The sequence below is a fragment of the Aeromonas sp. QDB23 genome, from assembly GCF_027707745.1.
Classification (GTDB): domain Bacteria; phylum Pseudomonadota; class Gammaproteobacteria; order Enterobacterales; family Aeromonadaceae; genus Aeromonas; species Aeromonas allosaccharophila.
In genome coordinates this window covers 36,449-52,599 of sequence record NZ_JAPCJA010000036.1, presented here as the reverse complement: position 1 = coordinate 52,599, position 16,151 = coordinate 36,449, and the positions used below count along the sequence as shown (strand labels likewise).

Genomic DNA, 16,151 nt, shown 5'->3' with positions numbered 1-16,151 from the left:
ATCCGTCCGCCTTCGATACCCGCATGTAGCCGATCAGCACCTTTTCACCCGTCACGTATACGTTCGATTATGTGACATTGTGTGCCGGAAAGCTCAGGCCGTCAAAATTCGTCACTTAACCCGTCATTCTGTCTAAGACACGCAAAGGGTCCGTCAGGCTCATAATGTGACAGAAATTCCGCGGGGATACCTTCCTTCGCGAAGGTGGCGCGCAACTGTTCCAGGGAAGCGGGGTCGCGCCTACCATAGGAAGCCAACGCGAACAGTGAGCGTGCCGTCTCGGGGTTGTGCCGCGCTTCAATGATGGCCTCGTCGATGGCCTGGACTGCACGCTGCCAGTGATTGATGGGTTCGGGCTTCGGCGTTTTCGTCGGCAGGCCACTGGTGAAACCTGTTTGGGGTTCTGACCAGAACAGCTTTGCCTGCTCGCCTGGCGGGCTGATGTCCCTCACCTCAATCAAGCTGATTGCCGTTGCCGCCGCCTCCAGCATCTGTAACCGTATTACCGGGTTCAAGGTTTCATACGGTCGCCACAAACTTTGCCCAGCACGCAGCGGATGCCCGCAGCCTTCCCAGACTTGGCGGAGATACCCCGCGCAGGTTCCGCACGCGGAAAGCGGGGTGTTCAGCTCATCGAGCAGCGTGCGAAGAAGTCGAAACCACAATCCGGCGTGGATGCGTCGGCGCGGCAGCTCCACGTGACCGGTCGTCAGTGCCTGCCAGGTACGCTGATCCATCGCCGCAATCGCGTCGCTGGCGGTGCGCGGTTCGGCGTCGGCGTTCTCCCAGCCGAGAAACCGCCCAGGCACTCCCCAATAGGATTCCAGCCAGCAGCCATGCAGCGGGCAGCTCAGCATCAGGGGCAGCTTCCAAGCGAGCAGTACGGCTTGGTTCTCTGGATCGTTTAGGCAGAGCGGACAGGCGCGGTGTATCGGCTGGCCGGGCAGCCAGGCACGCCAGCTCGTGATGGATCGTGTCTTTCGGCGGAGTCTTGGCAGCAGCACCGAGAGCTGAAATGCATAGGTTTCCAAGGCGTCTGGAATCTTGTCATCAAGGCTGTCCAGTAGCCAAGGCACCCATCCGGCGAAACTCATACAGCGCAGCCGGTCCAGCTCGATGCCGCTCCGCTGGGAGAGCATCGTCAGCAGCGACAGTGGTGGCGCAGTGTCCAAGTCATCGACCTGACCGTAGCCAAGATCGTGCTCCAGCAGCTCGGACAGTTCCATGTGATAGCAAAGGGCCACGCGGTTGAGCCACGAAGACAGGGCTTCGCCTTCCCTGGGAGCCGGATGCAATGGCCAGCGCAGCGCTGGCTTCACATCAGTTCCCGCTCGAATTGCCGACGCCGCTCGCTGGGTCCGGTGTAATCGGCCATGCCGAGCGTGCGGTGGTTGATCGCTTCCTCTCCGCTCTCCACGGCGGCGACGGCCGCTGCCATCAACAGGTGTGCCAACTCGCCAATGGTGCCCTCGCTACGCGTGAGCAGGTAGCGGGCCATATCCAGCGTGGCAATCGACGAAGGTCGCCGTAGCGGGAGCGAAGCCGCGAAGCTGGCCAGCAGTGAGCAGCAATCGTCGTTGGCCTCCCATACCGGCAGCAGCATCGGCTCGAACCGGTTCTCCAACTGATCGTCCGAACGGATGACCAGATAGGCGTCGCGTGTGCCGACCCCGGCCAGCGGAATGCGCAGCTCGTTGCCGAGAAAGCGCAGCAGGTTGAGAAATTCCCGGCGGTTGACGCTATTGCCGGCCAGGACGTTGTGCAGTTCGTCGATCACCAGCATACGCACACCGACCTTGCGCAGCAGTGCCAGAGCCAGTTGCTCCATTTCCGGCAACCGTGGGCGTGGGCGCAGCGGCGCGCCCATCGCGGCGAGCAGCGCGACGTAGAAGCGGATCACGGACGGCTCGGACGGCATCTGCACGACCAACACTGGGATGTACTCCTGGTCGGCGTCGGAGCTGGCCGGGTGGGTGCGGCGGAACTTCTCGACGATCATCGACTTGCCATTGTTGGTCGGGCCGACCAGCAGCAGGTTGGGCATGCGTTGCTTGTTTGGCCACGCATAAAGGGCTTCCAGCCGGTTCAGCGCCTCGACCGCGCGCGGATAGCCGATCCAGCGGTCGGCGCGAAGGCGCTGGATGCGCTCGTCCGCCGGCAGCCGAGCCAGCCCCTGCGCCGCCGGCAGCAGGTGGGACAGGTCGATGATGGGATATTGGTCCACGGCTACCACTCCTCAATCTGGTCGAACGGTTTGGCGGGCGGCAAGTTGTCTGCCTGCGGGTCGGCAATATCCGTATCCGGCGGAACGGGCTTGTCCGGCCGAGCTGATGTCTTGAGATGCTGGCGGCGATCCGCGTCACGCCGCGCCTTGCGTGTGGCCTTCTGCGCGCTGGTCACAATCTCACGCATCTGGCCGATCATGCGGAACAGCGCCGACTCATCCACCTGTTCGCGCCCTTGCTGCCGCAGTTTCGCCAGCGCCTGCCGTTGTTCCCACAAGGTGACAGCCGGATGTGACAAGGTACGGTAGGGAATTTCCAGGTAGTGCTGCCCCTCCGGTTCCAGCACCCAGATGCGGCTGATGTCGCGCTGGTCGCGCCGGATCAGGAAGGCGGGTAAACGGTCGCGCCGAGCGATCCACGGTTTGAGCGCGTCAGCGTAGTAGTGGATGTGGTCGATGACGAAGCCAGTGCGGGTCAGGGTGCGGCGGAGGATGGGCAGAAAATCGACCAGAAAAGCTGTGGCGCGAGTGACGACGGCCGGTACGCCGGCACGCGCCACGGCCTCGGCCCAGCGCGCGGCCGGCGGTTGGAGCAGGCCGTTGTGCACCGAACCGTGGTAGGTGCCGACCGCCAATGTGAGCCAGCGCTCTAGCTCGCGCAGCGTCAGGGCGGCCTTGTTTTCGGAATCGTAGTCGCCGCGCTGGTCAGGGTTGGAGAAGGTCGTTCCCGGCAGTTCGTCGTGAATCATCTGCATCGCCGTGCCGATGATCCGTTCCACGATGCCCCCATAGTGGGGCTGTCCCAGCGGGCGATAGTCCAGCCGGATGCCATGCTGCTCGCAGCCACGGCGCAGCGCTTCGCTCTTGAACTCGGCCGCGTTGTCCAAGTAAAGCAGTATGGGCTTGCCGCTCATCGGCCAGTCCATTTCCACGTTCAGCCCTTCCAGCCAGGGACGCTTGTCGCAGGCGATATGCGCCAGGCACAGACCGACCGAGACGGCAGACGGCGCTTCCAGCGTGACGACCATACCGAGCACGCAGCGGGTGAACACGTCGATGGCTAGGGTCAGGTACGGGCGGCCAATCGGTTGCCGGTCGCGCTCATCGACTACGATCAGGTCGATGACCGTATGGTCTATCTGCACCTGCTCCAGCGGCGCGGTCACGGCAGGAGGCTCGCCGCCAACACCTTGTAGGTCACGAGCGGCATCCTGGCCTTCCCGTCGGCGAATGACCTTGCGCGGGTCAAGGCTAGCGATCCGTAAGGCCACGGTATTGCGCGCCGGCACTCGCAGTTTTTGAGCCTTGCACACCTGAGTGACTTCGCGGTGAAAGGCCGCTAGGCTGCGCTTCTGCTTGGTCAGGAACCGCTTTTGCAGTAGCTCGTGGATGACGCGCTCGACCGGTTCCGGCAAGCGCCCCTTACCTTTACCTCCACCGGACTGGCCGGGCACCAGATCCGTCACGAGGCCGCTGCCTTGCCGGGCACGCCGGATCAGAACGTACACCTGCCGCCGAGACAAGCCCAGCGCCTGAGCCGCCATATCGGCCGCTTCGTGCCCGACCGTCTCCGACTGCGCCAACGGGCCGATGATCTCCGCACGACGGCGCGCACGCTCCCAAGCCTCATCAGGCAGAGTGGCCACGCCTTGTTCTGGAATCCGTGGGGTGTCCGTCGCCATGCTCACCTCGCTTTGGTGCACACGAGTATTGAGCATAGTCGAGATTGGTGCAGATCACTTCTGATATTGAACTGTCAGGAGCTGGCTGCACAACAGCCATTACGCCCAATCAACTGGTGCAGTCGTCTTCTGAAAATGACAAAGGTGCCTATTTCGTGAGTGTCACTAGGGCTTGCCCTATTGACCGGGAGGAGACCATGGCACTGGTAGGTTATGCACGCGTGAGCACGGTAGGCCAGAGCCTGGATACCCAGCTTCAAGCGCTGGCCGAGTGCAGCAAGATTTTCCAAGAGAAGGTGAGCGGCGCCAGCGATGACCGGCCCCAACTCGCCCTGCTGTTGGATTGTGTGAATGAGGGGGATGTGGTGATGGTGACCAAGCTGGATCGCCTGGCACGCAACACTCGCCACCTGTTGGAAATTTCGGAGTACCTGCAACAGCGACAAGTGGCCCTGCGCATCTTGAACCTAGGCGTCGACACCTCAACCCCGACCGGCAAGTTGATGCTGACCATGATCGGCGCCATCGCCACCTTCGAGCGGGAGCTGATGCTGGAACGCCAAGCCGAGGGGATTGAGCTCGCCAAACGGCGTGGGGCCTACAAGGGCCGCAAGCCCACCGCGATGGCAAAGGGGCGCGAGGTGCTGGCGCTAGCCAAGCGAGGGTTACCCAGGGCCGAGATCGCGAGGCAGACGGGGATCAGCATTTCCAGCGTGCAACGCATCCTCAGGACAACAGAAAAATAATGCCGGGGTATCTCCTGGCGCATCGGATTCGTATTCAACACAAGGAAGAAAAATAATGAAAAAACATCATCATCTCTCGTTAATTGCCGCGTTGGTCCTCAGTGCTTGCGGCGGTGGCAGCGACAACAGCAGTAGTGATAATGGCGGCAATGGCGCTCCTGCCGATATCACCCTAACCGGTCGCGCCCTCTCCGGCGACTATCTGGCTGGGCAAGCCGCCTGCCTGGACCTCAACGCCAACCAGCAATGTGACAACGGCGAACCGCAGACCACCACCGACAGTCAGGGGCGTTTCAGCTTCACCCTGCCAGAAACGCAGCAAGCCGACGCCCGTCAGGCATGGGCTATTCTTGCTGCTCCTGCCACCTCGCTGAAGGCTGCTGCTCGGGCCGCCGCTACCCCAACCCTGTTCGGTTACGTTGACGGTGCCGAGTTTGTGGTCAGCCCCTATACCCACGATTTGGTCACCCGAACCGACCCTGAGCAGCGCAAGACCCACTATCAATCCAGCATCGCCACCAAGGAGAAACAACTGATTGCCAGCGAGCTGGGACTGACGACTCAAGAGGCCAGCGAACAGAAGCTGTTTGGCGACTATCTGGCGGCGGGTGACGAACACAGTGCGGCCCTGGCTGAAGAGGCAGCCACCAAAGAGCAGCAACTCGTTGAGGCAAGCACCCTGCAAGCCAAGCTGGCGGCGGCCCTTGCCACCAGCAACCCGCAAGGATGGCAATCGGTCACGGTTAGCATTCGCAACCTGCGCGAGTACAACCGCAATCAGGACATCTGGCAGCTAATCCGCCTGCAAGAGGTTGTCTACACCAAACGGGTTGAGGCCATCGAGACGACCCGCACCGAGAGCACCCGCTGGCTGCTCGATGAGCAGGGAGGCTACGATGCCCAGCAGCCACTGCGCCGCTTTATCGACGAGGAGCACAAGAACTGGGACAGCAAGCAATATAGCCTGCACTCCGCTTGGGACTGGACCTACGACGAGAGCGGCAATGCCACCGTCAAAGGCGAGAGTATCCGCAGCGGCACCTTCAGTCAGGATGCGAATGGTCTCTACAGCTACCACACCACGGAGTTCACCAACGAGGGCACGCCCGTTCCCCATGACACGGCCCCGTTGCCTGAGGATAGTTATTGCGAAGGCTTCGACATCCAGGCCGAGTTCGCCCGCTGGCAAGCCAATCCAAGCCTGACGGCGCTCGACCAGTGTGTAGGCAATGTCCTGCAAAGCGATGACCAGGAGAACCTCGACAGCCAGGGCGCATGGACACAGCACCGCGCCCTGACCTTCTGGCTCAGAGGGGAAGACCCCATCAATCCCAATGGCCCCCCCAGCAGCTACGAAACCCGCACCAGCGTTGTCACTGTGCAAGGGGATACGCAGTTTGTGAACCAACTGGATAACCAGGCTCTGACCATCAACGCCCCAGCGTTGGGTCAGTCTCCCTTCAACCTCACCCGCGATGACAAGCTGAGCCATACCGGTGACAGCGCCATCAAATTGGCCCAGCCGATTTGTGGCGGGTGCGCGGCGACCGAACTCGACAGCAGCATCCCCGGCTTTGGCAAGGTCGAGCTGCAAAACTACAACCCGACCCGCTGGCGCTCGCTGGCCGGGGCCTATCTGGAGCAGGATCACCAGAAGCAGGCGAATGGCTTCACCCTCGCTAATCGCTTCTACCAGTTGGATGTACAGCAGCCTGATGGGCTGACCAAGCCATTGTTCTTGAAATACGCGGGCAATAGCACGCCGTTTATGACTCAGGACTGGCAGTTTGATAGTGCCAGCCAGACCCTGACTGCCACCCATCACTACACCCCCGTTGCCGACCTTGCCGATGTCTGGCCACTGCCACACCAGGTCATGCAAGGTGACGCGTTGGAACTGAAGGCAACCGTCAAGCTCGTGCAATCCAACGGCTTGCCCAGCGCCACGCAGACCACGGCGGTTGATGGCGGTAATGCCATCAGCACGCCCACTTTCGCAGAAGGGCTCTTCAGCTCGCCGCTGCGCTGGAGCGTGCAGAGCAGCGATACCAGCCCAGATGGCCAAGAGTTCGCCGAACTGCTGTTTGGCACCGCGCCGCTGAGCTTCAAGGCCAGCCGTGAGGCGGGTATCAGCCAGGGTATCTGTGGCGGCGACCCCGCCACCGTGCGTCAGGAATTGCTGTTCGCACCGGTTGGCGGGGACATGGTAGTGAGCGTGGTCTGCGATGGTGTCGATGTGGCGCAGCAATATCTGCTGCGCGTGACCACACCGTTCAACGGCACAACCTTCCAGGCAGAGCTGCAATTCTTTGCCGATGGCGCCAACATCTACCGGGAGGCCCCATTCGAGCGTACCCAGCTCACCTTCACCAAACAGTAAGCCTCACTCGTTCGACAACATAAATCCCACAGGGCGTCACCACATGGTGACGCCCTTTTTCATTTTCAGTTCATAAGGAACCGCTATGACCATGCCCCCTCTCAACCTCGGCGACCACCTCGCCGTCCAGCGCCTCGGCTACAGCCACCACGGTCTCTATGTCGGCGACAGGCAGGTGATCCACTACCAGGGACCGTTTGCCAACGATGACCGGACAGGCCAAATCGTTCTGTGCTCGCTCGATGATTTTCACAGCGAGCAGCCGCTACAGGTGCTCTCTCACCCAAGCCGTCCGTTCAGTCCGGAAGAGTGCGTGGCACGGGCGTTCTCCCGCTTGGGCGAGCAGGACTATCACCTGCTCTTTAACAACTGCGAGCACTTTGTGCAGTGGTGCATTGAGGACCGGCACAGCTCACCCCAGGTGAACCAGGCCACCACCGCCCTCGCGGCCACCGGCAGCCAGTTGCTTAAATCCAGCCAAGGCAGTCAGGCCATCACCAGCGCCTTGATGGGGGCCTCCGCCAGCTTGGCCAGCGTTCCGGCGACCAGCAGCACCATCTTGTCTGTCACCGCCATCAGCGCCCCGGCATGGGCACCGCTGGCCGTGGGCGTTGCGGTCGCCTATGGCACACACCGGTTATTTAAATGGCTCACCGATGACTAACCCCTTCATTCATCGCTCAACCACTTCATCACCACGCAAGGAAAAATCCCATGACCATCATCTTCAACCAGGACGGTATCAGCCTGCCCGTGAGTCAGGCGCTGCTGATCCTGCTCAACCAAGAAGCAGAGCGTACCAACCTCGACCTGGTGCGTTGCACCCAGCTCACCTTCCACTTCCGCAACCCCGGTTACAGCGCCGAGCAAGGCGGCGTTCATCCGGTCGAGATCCGCTTGGTACGTGGTCTCGACGATTGGCTGTTCGATTACGTCACTGATTTCAGCTATCAGGGGCTGGGGCAAGATGCGGAGCTTTGTAAAGAGCTTGATTTCAACTTCCTCGACGGCGAGCACGTTATGCAGGGCTGGGGGCCGCTCCGGCTGGCAGAGGCGCGAGAGCTGTTCGCGCTGTGGCAGCGCAACTTCATCGCCTACTGCGGACTGGAGTGCTTCAGCGTCACCGTCAGCGGGAACTAGGAAGTATCGGTAATCCGCTGACCCACTCACCGCAATCCCCCCTTTATCGCAAAAAAGCACACCCCACCGGCCCCCATCGGCCAGTGGGGCGAACGCTTTGGAGGATCAATCATGTTGCATCAGAAACTCACCGCCGGGGAGCAACCCGGCACCTATCGGGTGACCGACTTAGTCACCGACGACGACTTGCTCACCATCGCCCAGGCGTTGGCCCGCCAGAAGCTCGCCAAAGGCGTAGCCCTCACCGACAAGCATCTGGCCCACCAAGCGCTACAAGGGCTGCTGCAAACGCGGGATCGCGAAGTGTTCGCCGCACTGTTCCTCGATAACCAGCACCGGATCTTGGCCTACGAGGAGCTGTTTCTCGGCACCCTCTCCGCTGCGACTGTCTACCCCCGCGACGTGGTCAAGCGGGCGCTGCACCACAATGCCGCCGCGCTGATGCTGGTCCACAACCATCCCTCAGGTTACCCAGAACCCAGCCGTGCAGATATCGAGACCACTCAGCGACTGCAAAGCGCCCTAGCGCTGGTCGATATCCGCACGCTGGATCATCTGGTGGTGGGGGCGGAGGGCGTGGTGTCGCTGGCAGAGCGTGGGCATTTGTAACGGTTACGCCAGTCAAGAGGTCCGCTTGGGACACGGGTGATAAACCAGGGTCCAGCGGTGACCTGTATGACGACCGAACATCAATTGGAGTAAAGAACATGAGCACGATAGGCAGTTGGGGATTACATACCCAGGTTCAACCCCGTTTTGGCGCACGGGCCATTGTCGAACGAAGCGGAGTCTCCCTACTCTGGGATCGCAGCGGCGTCTATGGCAATGCTGACGACCAGTGGCTCACCGACATCGACACCGTTTTACCGGGGTTTATTGAGCGCCTTGGCAGCCTCTTTCGGCAAGGGGAATTGCTGAGCGACCAGGACAAATTGGTGACATTGAGGCAAGGGGAATGGGTCTGCCTGGCCAATCCAAGGGCCAGCTATGGTTACCTCTATCTGGATGTCTACCGGCAAGCAGACGACAGTGCTCGAGCCACAGAGGCGTAAAGCCGACACAGAGGGTGCCCTTGCACTGAAACTGACTAGCTGAAATTCAACCATTTAGCGGTAGCAACTACATGAGAAGAGCCAGACCGATTGAACTCGGTCTGGCTCTTCTTTTTTTCACCTGCGCGATGCGCGGCTCAGTAAATGGGGGGATCTAGCCCAATTACTTCACCACCGCCATCAACTTGCCGAAACTATCGACCACGTCGTACTTCACATTTTCCGGAGCGAAGCGGCGGTTCATCTCGTCGAAGAACTTGCGGGCGCATTTGATCTTGGTTTTCTCGATCTCCCGTAGATCCATTGACGATATAGATCCCTTGGTTTCGGCCACGAAGTAGATGTGCTTGACCGACCCTTCCTTGAACGAGATAGCCCAGTCGGGGTTATAGTCGCCGACTGGCGTCGGGATCAAGAAGCCACGGGGCAGCTTGGCGTAGACCACCACTTCATTACTCGCATCCAGTTCTTTGACGAACTCCCGTTCGATGTTGGAATCCGTCACCACATAGTCGTAGATATGCCGCTTGAGCTTCTCTCCGGCCTTGCTGAAATCCTGCTTGCTCTGGCCGGTCGTGAAGATATCCAGCTCGAACTTGTCTTCCGTCGGGTCATAGGCCAAGTGCTCGATGATCACCGTGGCTTTCTGCTCGTTGATGAGGCGAATGGCCTCAGCGATAAAGCTCTCCGGGTTGGTCCTAAACTGAGCAAACACATCGGCATCGAGTCCCTTGAGCATCTGTGCGACAGTGCGACGGGTGAGCTGCGTCCCCTCTGCCAGCTTGCCGATCAGGTCGTATTTCACCGCAGAATGGATAGAGGTGTGGTTGGCCTGGGTTTCTGTACTCTTCAACTTAAAAGCGGTGCCTTCCTGAAGACCATCGTAGGTAACCGAACCAATCTGCTCACCCTGCTGGATGGTGTATTGCAACGGCGTGACCTTCAATCCGTTTGAGCCCTTGCTGTTAAGCACCGCAATCGTCTTCTGCACCAACTCGTCCGAATCGAACTCGACGGTGTAGGCTGCCTTGCGGTTGATGCGATCCCAGAGAGCCTTGAATTCCTGCTTCTCAAAGTTGGCGTTGAGTGGATTCTGCTTCGGGCGGCGGTCATCCCCAATATCGGGCAACTGGCTCTCGCTAAAGACACCGTCCACCAGCTTGAATACCTGTTCACCGAGCGGGGCCAGCTCCTCTGGCAAATCGGCCAAGGCGTGATTTTTTTTGGCTTGGTGGTACTTCTCGGTCACGTTGCGCTTCTTGTCCACATAGCCGTTTTGGATCAGATAGAACTCGATATCGCTCGCCTGGTCTTCCGTCACGACAACCGACCCCGTTGGTGTAGTGACCATTTTTCCAGTGAAGAATGCCTTATCCGCAATGCGTGGTCGTGCCGACAGAGATTCACTGATATCTCGTTGCAACGCTGCCACGAAGTCTTTGTAACTCTCACTGGCCACCACCGTCAGCACGTTGATGTCGTGAACGGTGGCCGGATGATCCATCCGGTCCCCATTCTGATTGACCGCCAGGCGCAAGCCACGGCCCACTTCCTGACGGCGCGAAATCGTATTGTCGCTGTGCTTGAGGGCGCAGATCACAAACACGTTGGGGTTGTCCCAACCCTCGCGCAGGGCCGAGTGCGAGAAGATAAACCGCACCGGCTCAGCCAGCGACAACAGCCGCTCCTTGTCTTTGAGGATCAAATCGTAGGCGTCCACATCATCGGACTGGCCCGCATTCTCGCCGCGAGCCGCCACCTTGGAATCAACGTCACGTTTGGTCTTCTTGTCGATAGAGAAATAGCCGTTATGGGTTTTCTCAGCCGGAATGCCTTTCAGATACTGGGTGTAGGGCGTCTCATAGCGCAGCAGATCCTTCAGATAGAGCGCGTACTCTTCTTCAAAGATCCGGGCGTACTCGCCTTTCTCATCGCTGGCACTGTAATCACGATACTTGGCCACCTCGTCGATGAAAAAGAGCGTCAGGACTTTCACCCCTTGGCTAAACAGCACCATCTCCTTGTCGAAGTGGGCCTTGATGGCTTCGCGGATCTGGATCTGGCGCAGCGTTCTTTCATCCACATCACCCATGGCATCGCCCACCACCAGCTCAACACCATTGGTAAAGCTCAAGGTATCGCTGTTGGCATTGATGTCAGAGACCACGAATCCATCGCGATACTGCTCAAGCTCATTGGACAGATCGAACAGGTTGTCGCCCTTGCCGAGCTTGCGGGTGACCCGCTTGATATTACCGCCAGCCAGCTTTTGCTCGAACTCCACCACCGCCACCGGCGGCTTTTTGTTTGAAATCTCAATGGCCTGCAAATAGAGGTAAGCATGGGTGCCCGCCAGCCCCTTCACCGAGATACCGCGCACCGCTATCTTCTTCACCAGTTTCTGGTTGTAGGCATCGAGCGCATCGAGCCGGTGGATCTTGTTGTGCGTGGTCTTGTGTGTGGCGGAGTAACGCAGCACCATCAAGGGGTTGAAATTCACCAGCGAATCCAGCGTCTTGCCGCCTTCCATCTTCTGCGGCTCATCCAGGATCAAGATGGGGCGGTTGGCGCTGATCACATCGATCGGTCGGCGCGACTGGAAATCATCGAGCACTTCGTAAATGCGGCGGTTATCCTTGCCGGTCGCATTGAACGCCTGTACGTTGATCACCATCACATTGATACCGGCGTCCGATGAAAAGCTCTCCAGATGATGCGGCTCTTTGGAGTTGTAGATAAAGAAGCGGGCCTTCTTGTGATAGGTCTCCAGGAAGTGATCTGCCGTTATCTCCAGCGACTTGGCCACCCCTTCGCGAATGGCGATGCTGGGCACCACGATGATGAACTTGCTCCAGCCGTATTGCTTGTTGAGCTCAAACATCGTCTTGATGTAGCAGTAGGTCTTGCCCGTCCCGGTTTCCATCTCGATGTCGAGGTTCAGCTTGGCTACCTTGGTCTTGACCAAGGCATCTGACAGCGGCAAGTTCTGTGCCCGCTGCACCTGATGGATATTGTCCAACAGAGCGGTATCGCTAAGCGTGAGATCGGCGTTTTTGAAGCCACCGCCCACCGCAAAGAGATCTTCTGTTCCTTTCTTGGCTTTACCAGGATCGATACGGTAACTCATGGCGGCAGCGGAGGCCGGGAGTTGTCCCTTAAAGATATCGACGACCGCCTGCACCGCATGGGCCTGATAGGGCTGGTGTTTAAATTTGAGTTTCATGCTTATCCTACCAATGCTTCAAGCTCACCGAGCCAGCCGTCAAACAGCGGGCACTGCGCCCGCATCTGGGGAATACCGATCCGCTCGGCAATGGCGATCCCTTTCGTGGTTTTGGCAAACGCCCCCTTTGGGGACCAACCATCCAGCCGTTTGGAGGGGGCGGTGGTCGGGCCGTTATTGATTGCCTCTGGTTCACCACACTCGGCGAGCACACGCCGGACCTGCTCCTCGGCAATGCCCAACTCGTCAGCCAGAATGGCGCTGTCACTAAACAGCAGCGCCTCAAACTCGTGCATCGCCATATAGGGGATAAAACGCTGTTCGGCTTGCTGGGCCGCAAACTTACCGATCACCTCGGCCTTGGTCGCTTGGTTCAAATGCGCGGCGATGATGGCTGGGGACTGCCGCTTGGGTACGTTCTCAAGACCGGGCCACTCCTTGATACCGTAGTAATCCACCAGCGTGGTGACGTAGGTATCGGGCCGCTGCTTCAGAAAGCCCTCAATGTCATTGATGGCACGGCTAAAACGTACATCGCCCCCTTTCTGGCCCGGTTTGCTTACCTGGGTCGCCTGAATATAAATCTGCTTATCGGCCAGATAAGGCGCTAGCAGCTTCTCAACGAAGATCTGCTCGCTGCGCCCCTCCACCACCGCATAGACCTCAATGTAATCACTCATAGCGCGGGCCTCCGGCGATCACATTCTTGGTCCAAAGCTCACCCACCGAGTAGTTTTCCAGCCAGTGGGCATAGTCCTGCTCGCTCAGGCGCTCGAAGGTCGAAGCGCCCCCTTTACGATTGGCGACCACGATATCCTCAATGGCAAATTGATCGAGCAGAGCCGGAGATTGGGTCGCCACGATCACCTGGGTACGCTGGGCAGCCTGTTGGATCAGCTCCGCCAGAATGACGATGGCTGCTGGGTGCAGCCCAAGCTCAGGCTCGTCGATGATGATGGTGGAGGGAGGATTGGGTTGCAGCAGGGCCGTCGCCAGACAGATAAAGCGAATAGAGCCATCGGAGAGATGGTAAGGCTGCATGGGGTAGTCAGACCCTTGTTGCAGCCAGCTCAGATTAACCTCTTCCCGTGCGCCGCTAGTGCGTGGCTCAAGAATAAAGTCATCAAAGAAAGGGGTGACGAGGCGCACCGCCTCGACGATCGCCCGATAGTCATCCCCATGCTGATCGCGCAATTTAAGCAAAAAGGCGCCGATATTGGCGGCGTCCATGCGCAGCACCTTGTTGTCCTGCACGATTTCGTAATTGCGCATCCCCGCGCTCTGGCTAGTGTCATGGAAGTGATAAACCTGCCAGGAGGAGATCGCGTTATACACGGGACGCGAGAAAGGCGCATCCGCCTTATTTTCCAGCACTTCGGCAACCATTTTTGACTTGCCGTCGTTACTGTCCCCCAGCATCCACCAGCCGGAAGAACTCCCGGCGTAGTAACGAGCCTCGGATTCAAGCGCACAGTCATCACCGGGGGTTGGCACCAGGGTAAAGCGGTAGCCACGAGTACCAAAATGGGTCTCAAAAAACATCGACGATGTGACTTTGCGGCCATTAAACAACAGGTCACCCGCCCCGCCGCTATCGCGGACAAAACGGTTGAGGTTGCCATCCATCAGGGCACGCAGCATCCGAAAGAAGGCGATCAGGTTGCTCTTGCCTGCGCCGTTGGCCCCGACAATCACGTTAAGGCGTTTGAGCTCAAGCTGCTCCAGTGCCTCAATGGATTTAAATCCCCGAATGGTCAGACGATCCAATGCTGTGCCCGTCGTCGGATTAGTTGGCATGTCGCCCTCCTTAAATACACTTCACGTCGGTGGCGGGCGACAGCAGCTTGAAGATCTGCTCCACGTTGATCTTGACCGCACTGCTGTTAAAGCCCGCATCACGGAACACCACCCGCAGCGGCTGACGCTGGGCCAACGCCTTCACAAACGTCTCATCGATACCGCCGTTAGCGTCGAAGCAAGCCGCTAGCGCCATCTGGGTGTCATTGCCATCGACCAAGAACACCTCTTTGCCCTGCACCACTTCCTTGATGATCGGTAGCGCCAGATCAACGCCCCAATCCAGCATCACCTGGAACAACAGATCTTCCGTCGTGCGATCCGGCTTGATGTTCTCCACAAACAGATCGAGGTTGGCTTTATCCAGCGCATCGGGCGTGTAATAGACATCGGCCATATTGGAGGAGTCGATCTTGAGGACACGGAATCCCAAATCACGCTTATCACCATTTTCTTGCGCACGAAGCTCTTCTGCGACATTTCGAATCCGTTTAAGCCCCATTTCGAAAATGGAGGCCATACCCTTTTCGGGCGTGGGCAGGGGCTCGGCAATTTGCACCCCGATAAAGCGGCGGTTACCGCCATCTTCGGCGTTCTGCTTAAGCACTGCGTGCGCGGTGGATGCACTACCGCTGAAAAAGTCGAGCACGATGTCACCGTCATTGGGCTGCCCTGCTAGTTGCAGCACCCGTTGCAGCAACTCAACAGGTTTTACCGAATTCAGCACGTTTTCGGTGTGCTCAAATTGCACGTATTTAAGGAGCGCCTTCTTGGCATCCTGTGTGTGGCCAACTTCTTTGTATGACCAGAAGGTTTGTGGGGTTCGACCTTGTTTAACTTCAGTCAAGAAACGCTTGAGACGAGGCATATTGTTGCCGTCAGCCCCCCACCAGATACGGGCTTCCTGATCAAGCCGCTCAAAGTTTTCTTTGCTAACGCGCCAATACATTCCTTTACCAGGCCCTTCGATAACACGGCCTGATGGGCAGACAACAGAATAGGTTCCATCGCCATAATAATTACGCGCTTGCAGATCTCCCGAAGTCCAAGAGCCGCGTGGATCGTTATCCGGGTTCTTGTACCGAGCAATCATCTCATCCGTCTGTGGCAAAAGATTTGGAGCCCAATTTTCAGCTGATTTTGCGTATACAAGTACATAGTCATGGTCTTCTGAAAACCAACGAGCACTATTTTTGGGTGAGAAGACCTTCTGCCAAATTACTTGCGCAATAAAGTTATCTTCACCAAAGACTTCACTGCACACCTTGCGCAGGTTATCGACTTCGTTATCGTCGATGGAAAGGAAGATAACGCCGTCATCTTTGAGTAGGTTACGTGCCAGCCGAAGCCGGGCATAGATCATGCTCAGCCAGTCAGAGTGAAACCGGCCGTTGGCTTCCGTGTTCGCAACCAGTCGTGCGCCCTGTTCATTGACCTGATTGGATTGCATCAAGTAACTGCCCACGTCGTCGCTGTAATCATCGTCGTAGATAAAATCGCGCCCCGTGTTGTAGGGCGGGTCGATATAGATCAGCTTAACCTTGCCAAGATACGTCTCCTGCAACAGCTTGAGCGCATCGAGGTTATCTCCCTCGATAAACAGGTTCTGGGTGGTATCAAAATCGACGCTCTCGTTGCGGCAGGGGCGCAGTGTCTTGGCAATGGGCGCGTTGGCTGCGAGCAAGGCTTCGCGCTTGCCCGGCCAGTTAAGGTGATAACGCTCCTGCGGGCCTTCAATAATCGACTCGGAAAGCTCTTGTCGCAGCTGATCAAAATCCACAGTCAGCTTTACGCTGCCATCTTTACCCTTAGCTTCAGTGACGCACCCCGGGAACAGATCGCGAATGCGGGTGATATTGTCCTGCGAGAGATTGGGCGAGTGCATTTTCATTTTTTCCAAGTTCTTT

The 16,151-nt window shown here is 58.4% G+C and carries 13 protein-coding genes; 6 read left to right on the top strand and 7 right to left on the bottom strand.

What is annotated here, in order from left to right:
• Positions 1-101: 101 nt before the first annotated feature.
• Genes PG888_RS15250 through PG888_RS15240 form a run of 3 tightly spaced genes read right to left on the bottom strand, consistent with a single transcriptional unit; the run spans position 102 to position 3,906 of the window.
• Positions 102-1,319 (bottom strand): TniQ family protein, encoded by a 1,218-nt coding sequence (locus PG888_RS15250; protein ID WP_043851121.1) that lies wholly within the window; start codon positions 1,317-1,319, stop codon positions 102-104.
• Positions 1,316-2,224 (bottom strand): TniB family NTP-binding protein, encoded by a 909-nt coding sequence (locus PG888_RS15245; RefSeq protein ID WP_043851122.1) that lies wholly within the window; start codon positions 2,222-2,224, stop codon positions 1,316-1,318. Before PG888_RS15245 ends, PG888_RS15250 begins: the two co-directional genes overlap by 4 nt.
• A gap of 2 nt (positions 2,225-2,226) precedes the next feature.
• Complete coding sequence (locus PG888_RS15240; protein ID WP_043851131.1) at positions 2,227-3,906, bottom strand: Mu transposase C-terminal domain-containing protein; 1,680 nt, start codon at positions 3,904-3,906, stop codon at positions 2,227-2,229.
• Positions 3,907-4,103: 197 nt separating this feature from the next.
• Here PG888_RS15240 and PG888_RS15230 point away from each other — a divergent pair, with 197 nt between their 5' ends.
• The 6 genes from PG888_RS15230 (at position 4,104) to PG888_RS15205 (ending at position 9,224) form a co-directional block, all read left to right on the top strand.
• Positions 4,104-4,652 (top strand): recombinase family protein, encoded by a 549-nt coding sequence (locus PG888_RS15230; protein WP_043851123.1) that lies wholly within the window; start codon positions 4,104-4,106, stop codon positions 4,650-4,652.
• A 55-nt stretch (positions 4,653-4,707) separates the two neighbouring features.
• A complete protein-coding gene (locus PG888_RS15225; protein WP_043851124.1) occupies positions 4,708-7,032 on the top strand; it encodes a hypothetical protein in 2,325 nt (774 codons plus the stop codon).
• 85 nt (positions 7,033-7,117) lie between these two features.
• The gene (locus tag PG888_RS15220; protein WP_052497078.1) at positions 7,118-7,696 is read left to right on the top strand and encodes a lecithin retinol acyltransferase family protein; all 579 of its coding nucleotides are present in this window, start codon (positions 7,118-7,120) and stop codon (positions 7,694-7,696) included.
• Between the two features lie 50 nt (positions 7,697-7,746).
• Positions 7,747-8,172, top strand: coding sequence for a DUF2787 domain-containing protein (locus PG888_RS15215; RefSeq protein ID WP_043851125.1), 426 nt, complete (start codon positions 7,747-7,749; stop codon positions 8,170-8,172).
• Positions 8,173-8,283: 111 nt separating this feature from the next.
• A complete protein-coding gene (gene radC / locus PG888_RS15210; RefSeq protein WP_043851126.1) occupies positions 8,284-8,781 on the top strand; it encodes a RadC family protein in 498 nt (165 codons plus the stop codon).
• A gap of 98 nt (positions 8,782-8,879) precedes the next feature.
• The gene (locus PG888_RS15205) at positions 8,880-9,224 is read left to right on the top strand and encodes a type IV toxin-antitoxin system YeeU family antitoxin (RefSeq protein WP_024945959.1); all 345 of its coding nucleotides are present in this window, start codon (positions 8,880-8,882) and stop codon (positions 9,222-9,224) included.
• Positions 9,225-9,387: 163 nt separating this feature from the next.
• Here PG888_RS15205 and PG888_RS15200 read toward each other — a convergent pair whose 3' ends face one another.
• From PG888_RS15200 to PG888_RS15185, 4 genes are read right to left on the bottom strand one after another with little or no spacing between them, the layout of a single operon-like run.
• Positions 9,388-12,447, bottom strand: a complete 3,060-nt coding sequence (locus tag PG888_RS15200; protein WP_024945960.1) for a type III restriction-modification system endonuclease — start codon at positions 12,445-12,447, stop codon at positions 9,388-9,390.
• A gap of 2 nt (positions 12,448-12,449) precedes the next feature.
• Positions 12,450-13,127 carry a DUF4276 family protein gene (locus PG888_RS15195; protein WP_024945961.1) on the bottom strand — a complete coding sequence of 226 codons (678 nt, stop codon included), beginning with the start codon at positions 13,125-13,127 and terminating at the stop codon, positions 12,450-12,452.
• Positions 13,120-14,244: an AAA family ATPase gene (locus PG888_RS15190; protein WP_024945962.1), complete on the bottom strand. Its 1,125-nt coding sequence runs from the start codon at positions 14,242-14,244 to the stop codon at positions 13,120-13,122. Before PG888_RS15190 ends, PG888_RS15195 begins: the two co-directional genes overlap by 8 nt.
• A gap of 10 nt (positions 14,245-14,254) precedes the next feature.
• Positions 14,255-16,135 carry a site-specific DNA-methyltransferase gene (locus PG888_RS15185; RefSeq protein WP_232093650.1) on the bottom strand — a complete coding sequence of 627 codons (1,881 nt, stop codon included), beginning with the start codon at positions 16,133-16,135 and terminating at the stop codon, positions 14,255-14,257.
• Between the last annotated feature and the right edge of the window lie 16 nt (positions 16,136-16,151).

Excerpts from the sequence above, each read along its gene's own strand:
- PG888_RS15230 (WP_043851123.1), top strand. The coding sequence starts at position 4,104 with ATGGCACTGGTAGGTTATGCACGCGTGAGCACGGTAGGCCAGAGCCTG.
- PG888_RS15190 (WP_024945962.1), bottom strand. The coding sequence starts at position 14,244 with ATGCCAACTAATCCGACGACGGGCACAGCATTGGATCGTCTGACCATT.
- PG888_RS15220 (WP_052497078.1), top strand. The coding sequence starts at position 7,118 with ATGACCATGCCCCCTCTCAACCTCGGCGACCACCTCGCCGTCCAGCGC.
- PG888_RS15200 (WP_024945960.1), bottom strand. The coding sequence starts at position 12,447 with ATGAAACTCAAATTTAAACACCAGCCCTATCAGGCCCATGCGGTGCAG.
- PG888_RS15240 (WP_043851131.1), bottom strand. The coding sequence starts at position 3,906 with ATGGCGACGGACACCCCACGGATTCCAGAACAAGGCGTGGCCACTCTG.
- PG888_RS15205 (WP_024945959.1), top strand. The coding sequence starts at position 8,880 with ATGAGCACGATAGGCAGTTGGGGATTACATACCCAGGTTCAACCCCGT.
- PG888_RS15215 (WP_043851125.1), top strand. The coding sequence starts at position 7,747 with ATGACCATCATCTTCAACCAGGACGGTATCAGCCTGCCCGTGAGTCAG.
- PG888_RS15225 (WP_043851124.1), top strand. The coding sequence starts at position 4,708 with ATGAAAAAACATCATCATCTCTCGTTAATTGCCGCGTTGGTCCTCAGT.
- PG888_RS15195 (WP_024945961.1), bottom strand. The coding sequence starts at position 13,127 with ATGAGTGATTACATTGAGGTCTATGCGGTGGTGGAGGGGCGCAGCGAG.
- PG888_RS15185 (WP_232093650.1), bottom strand. The coding sequence starts at position 16,135 with ATGAAAATGCACTCGCCCAATCTCTCGCAGGACAATATCACCCGCATT.
- radC (WP_043851126.1), top strand. The coding sequence starts at position 8,284 with ATGTTGCATCAGAAACTCACCGCCGGGGAGCAACCCGGCACCTATCGG.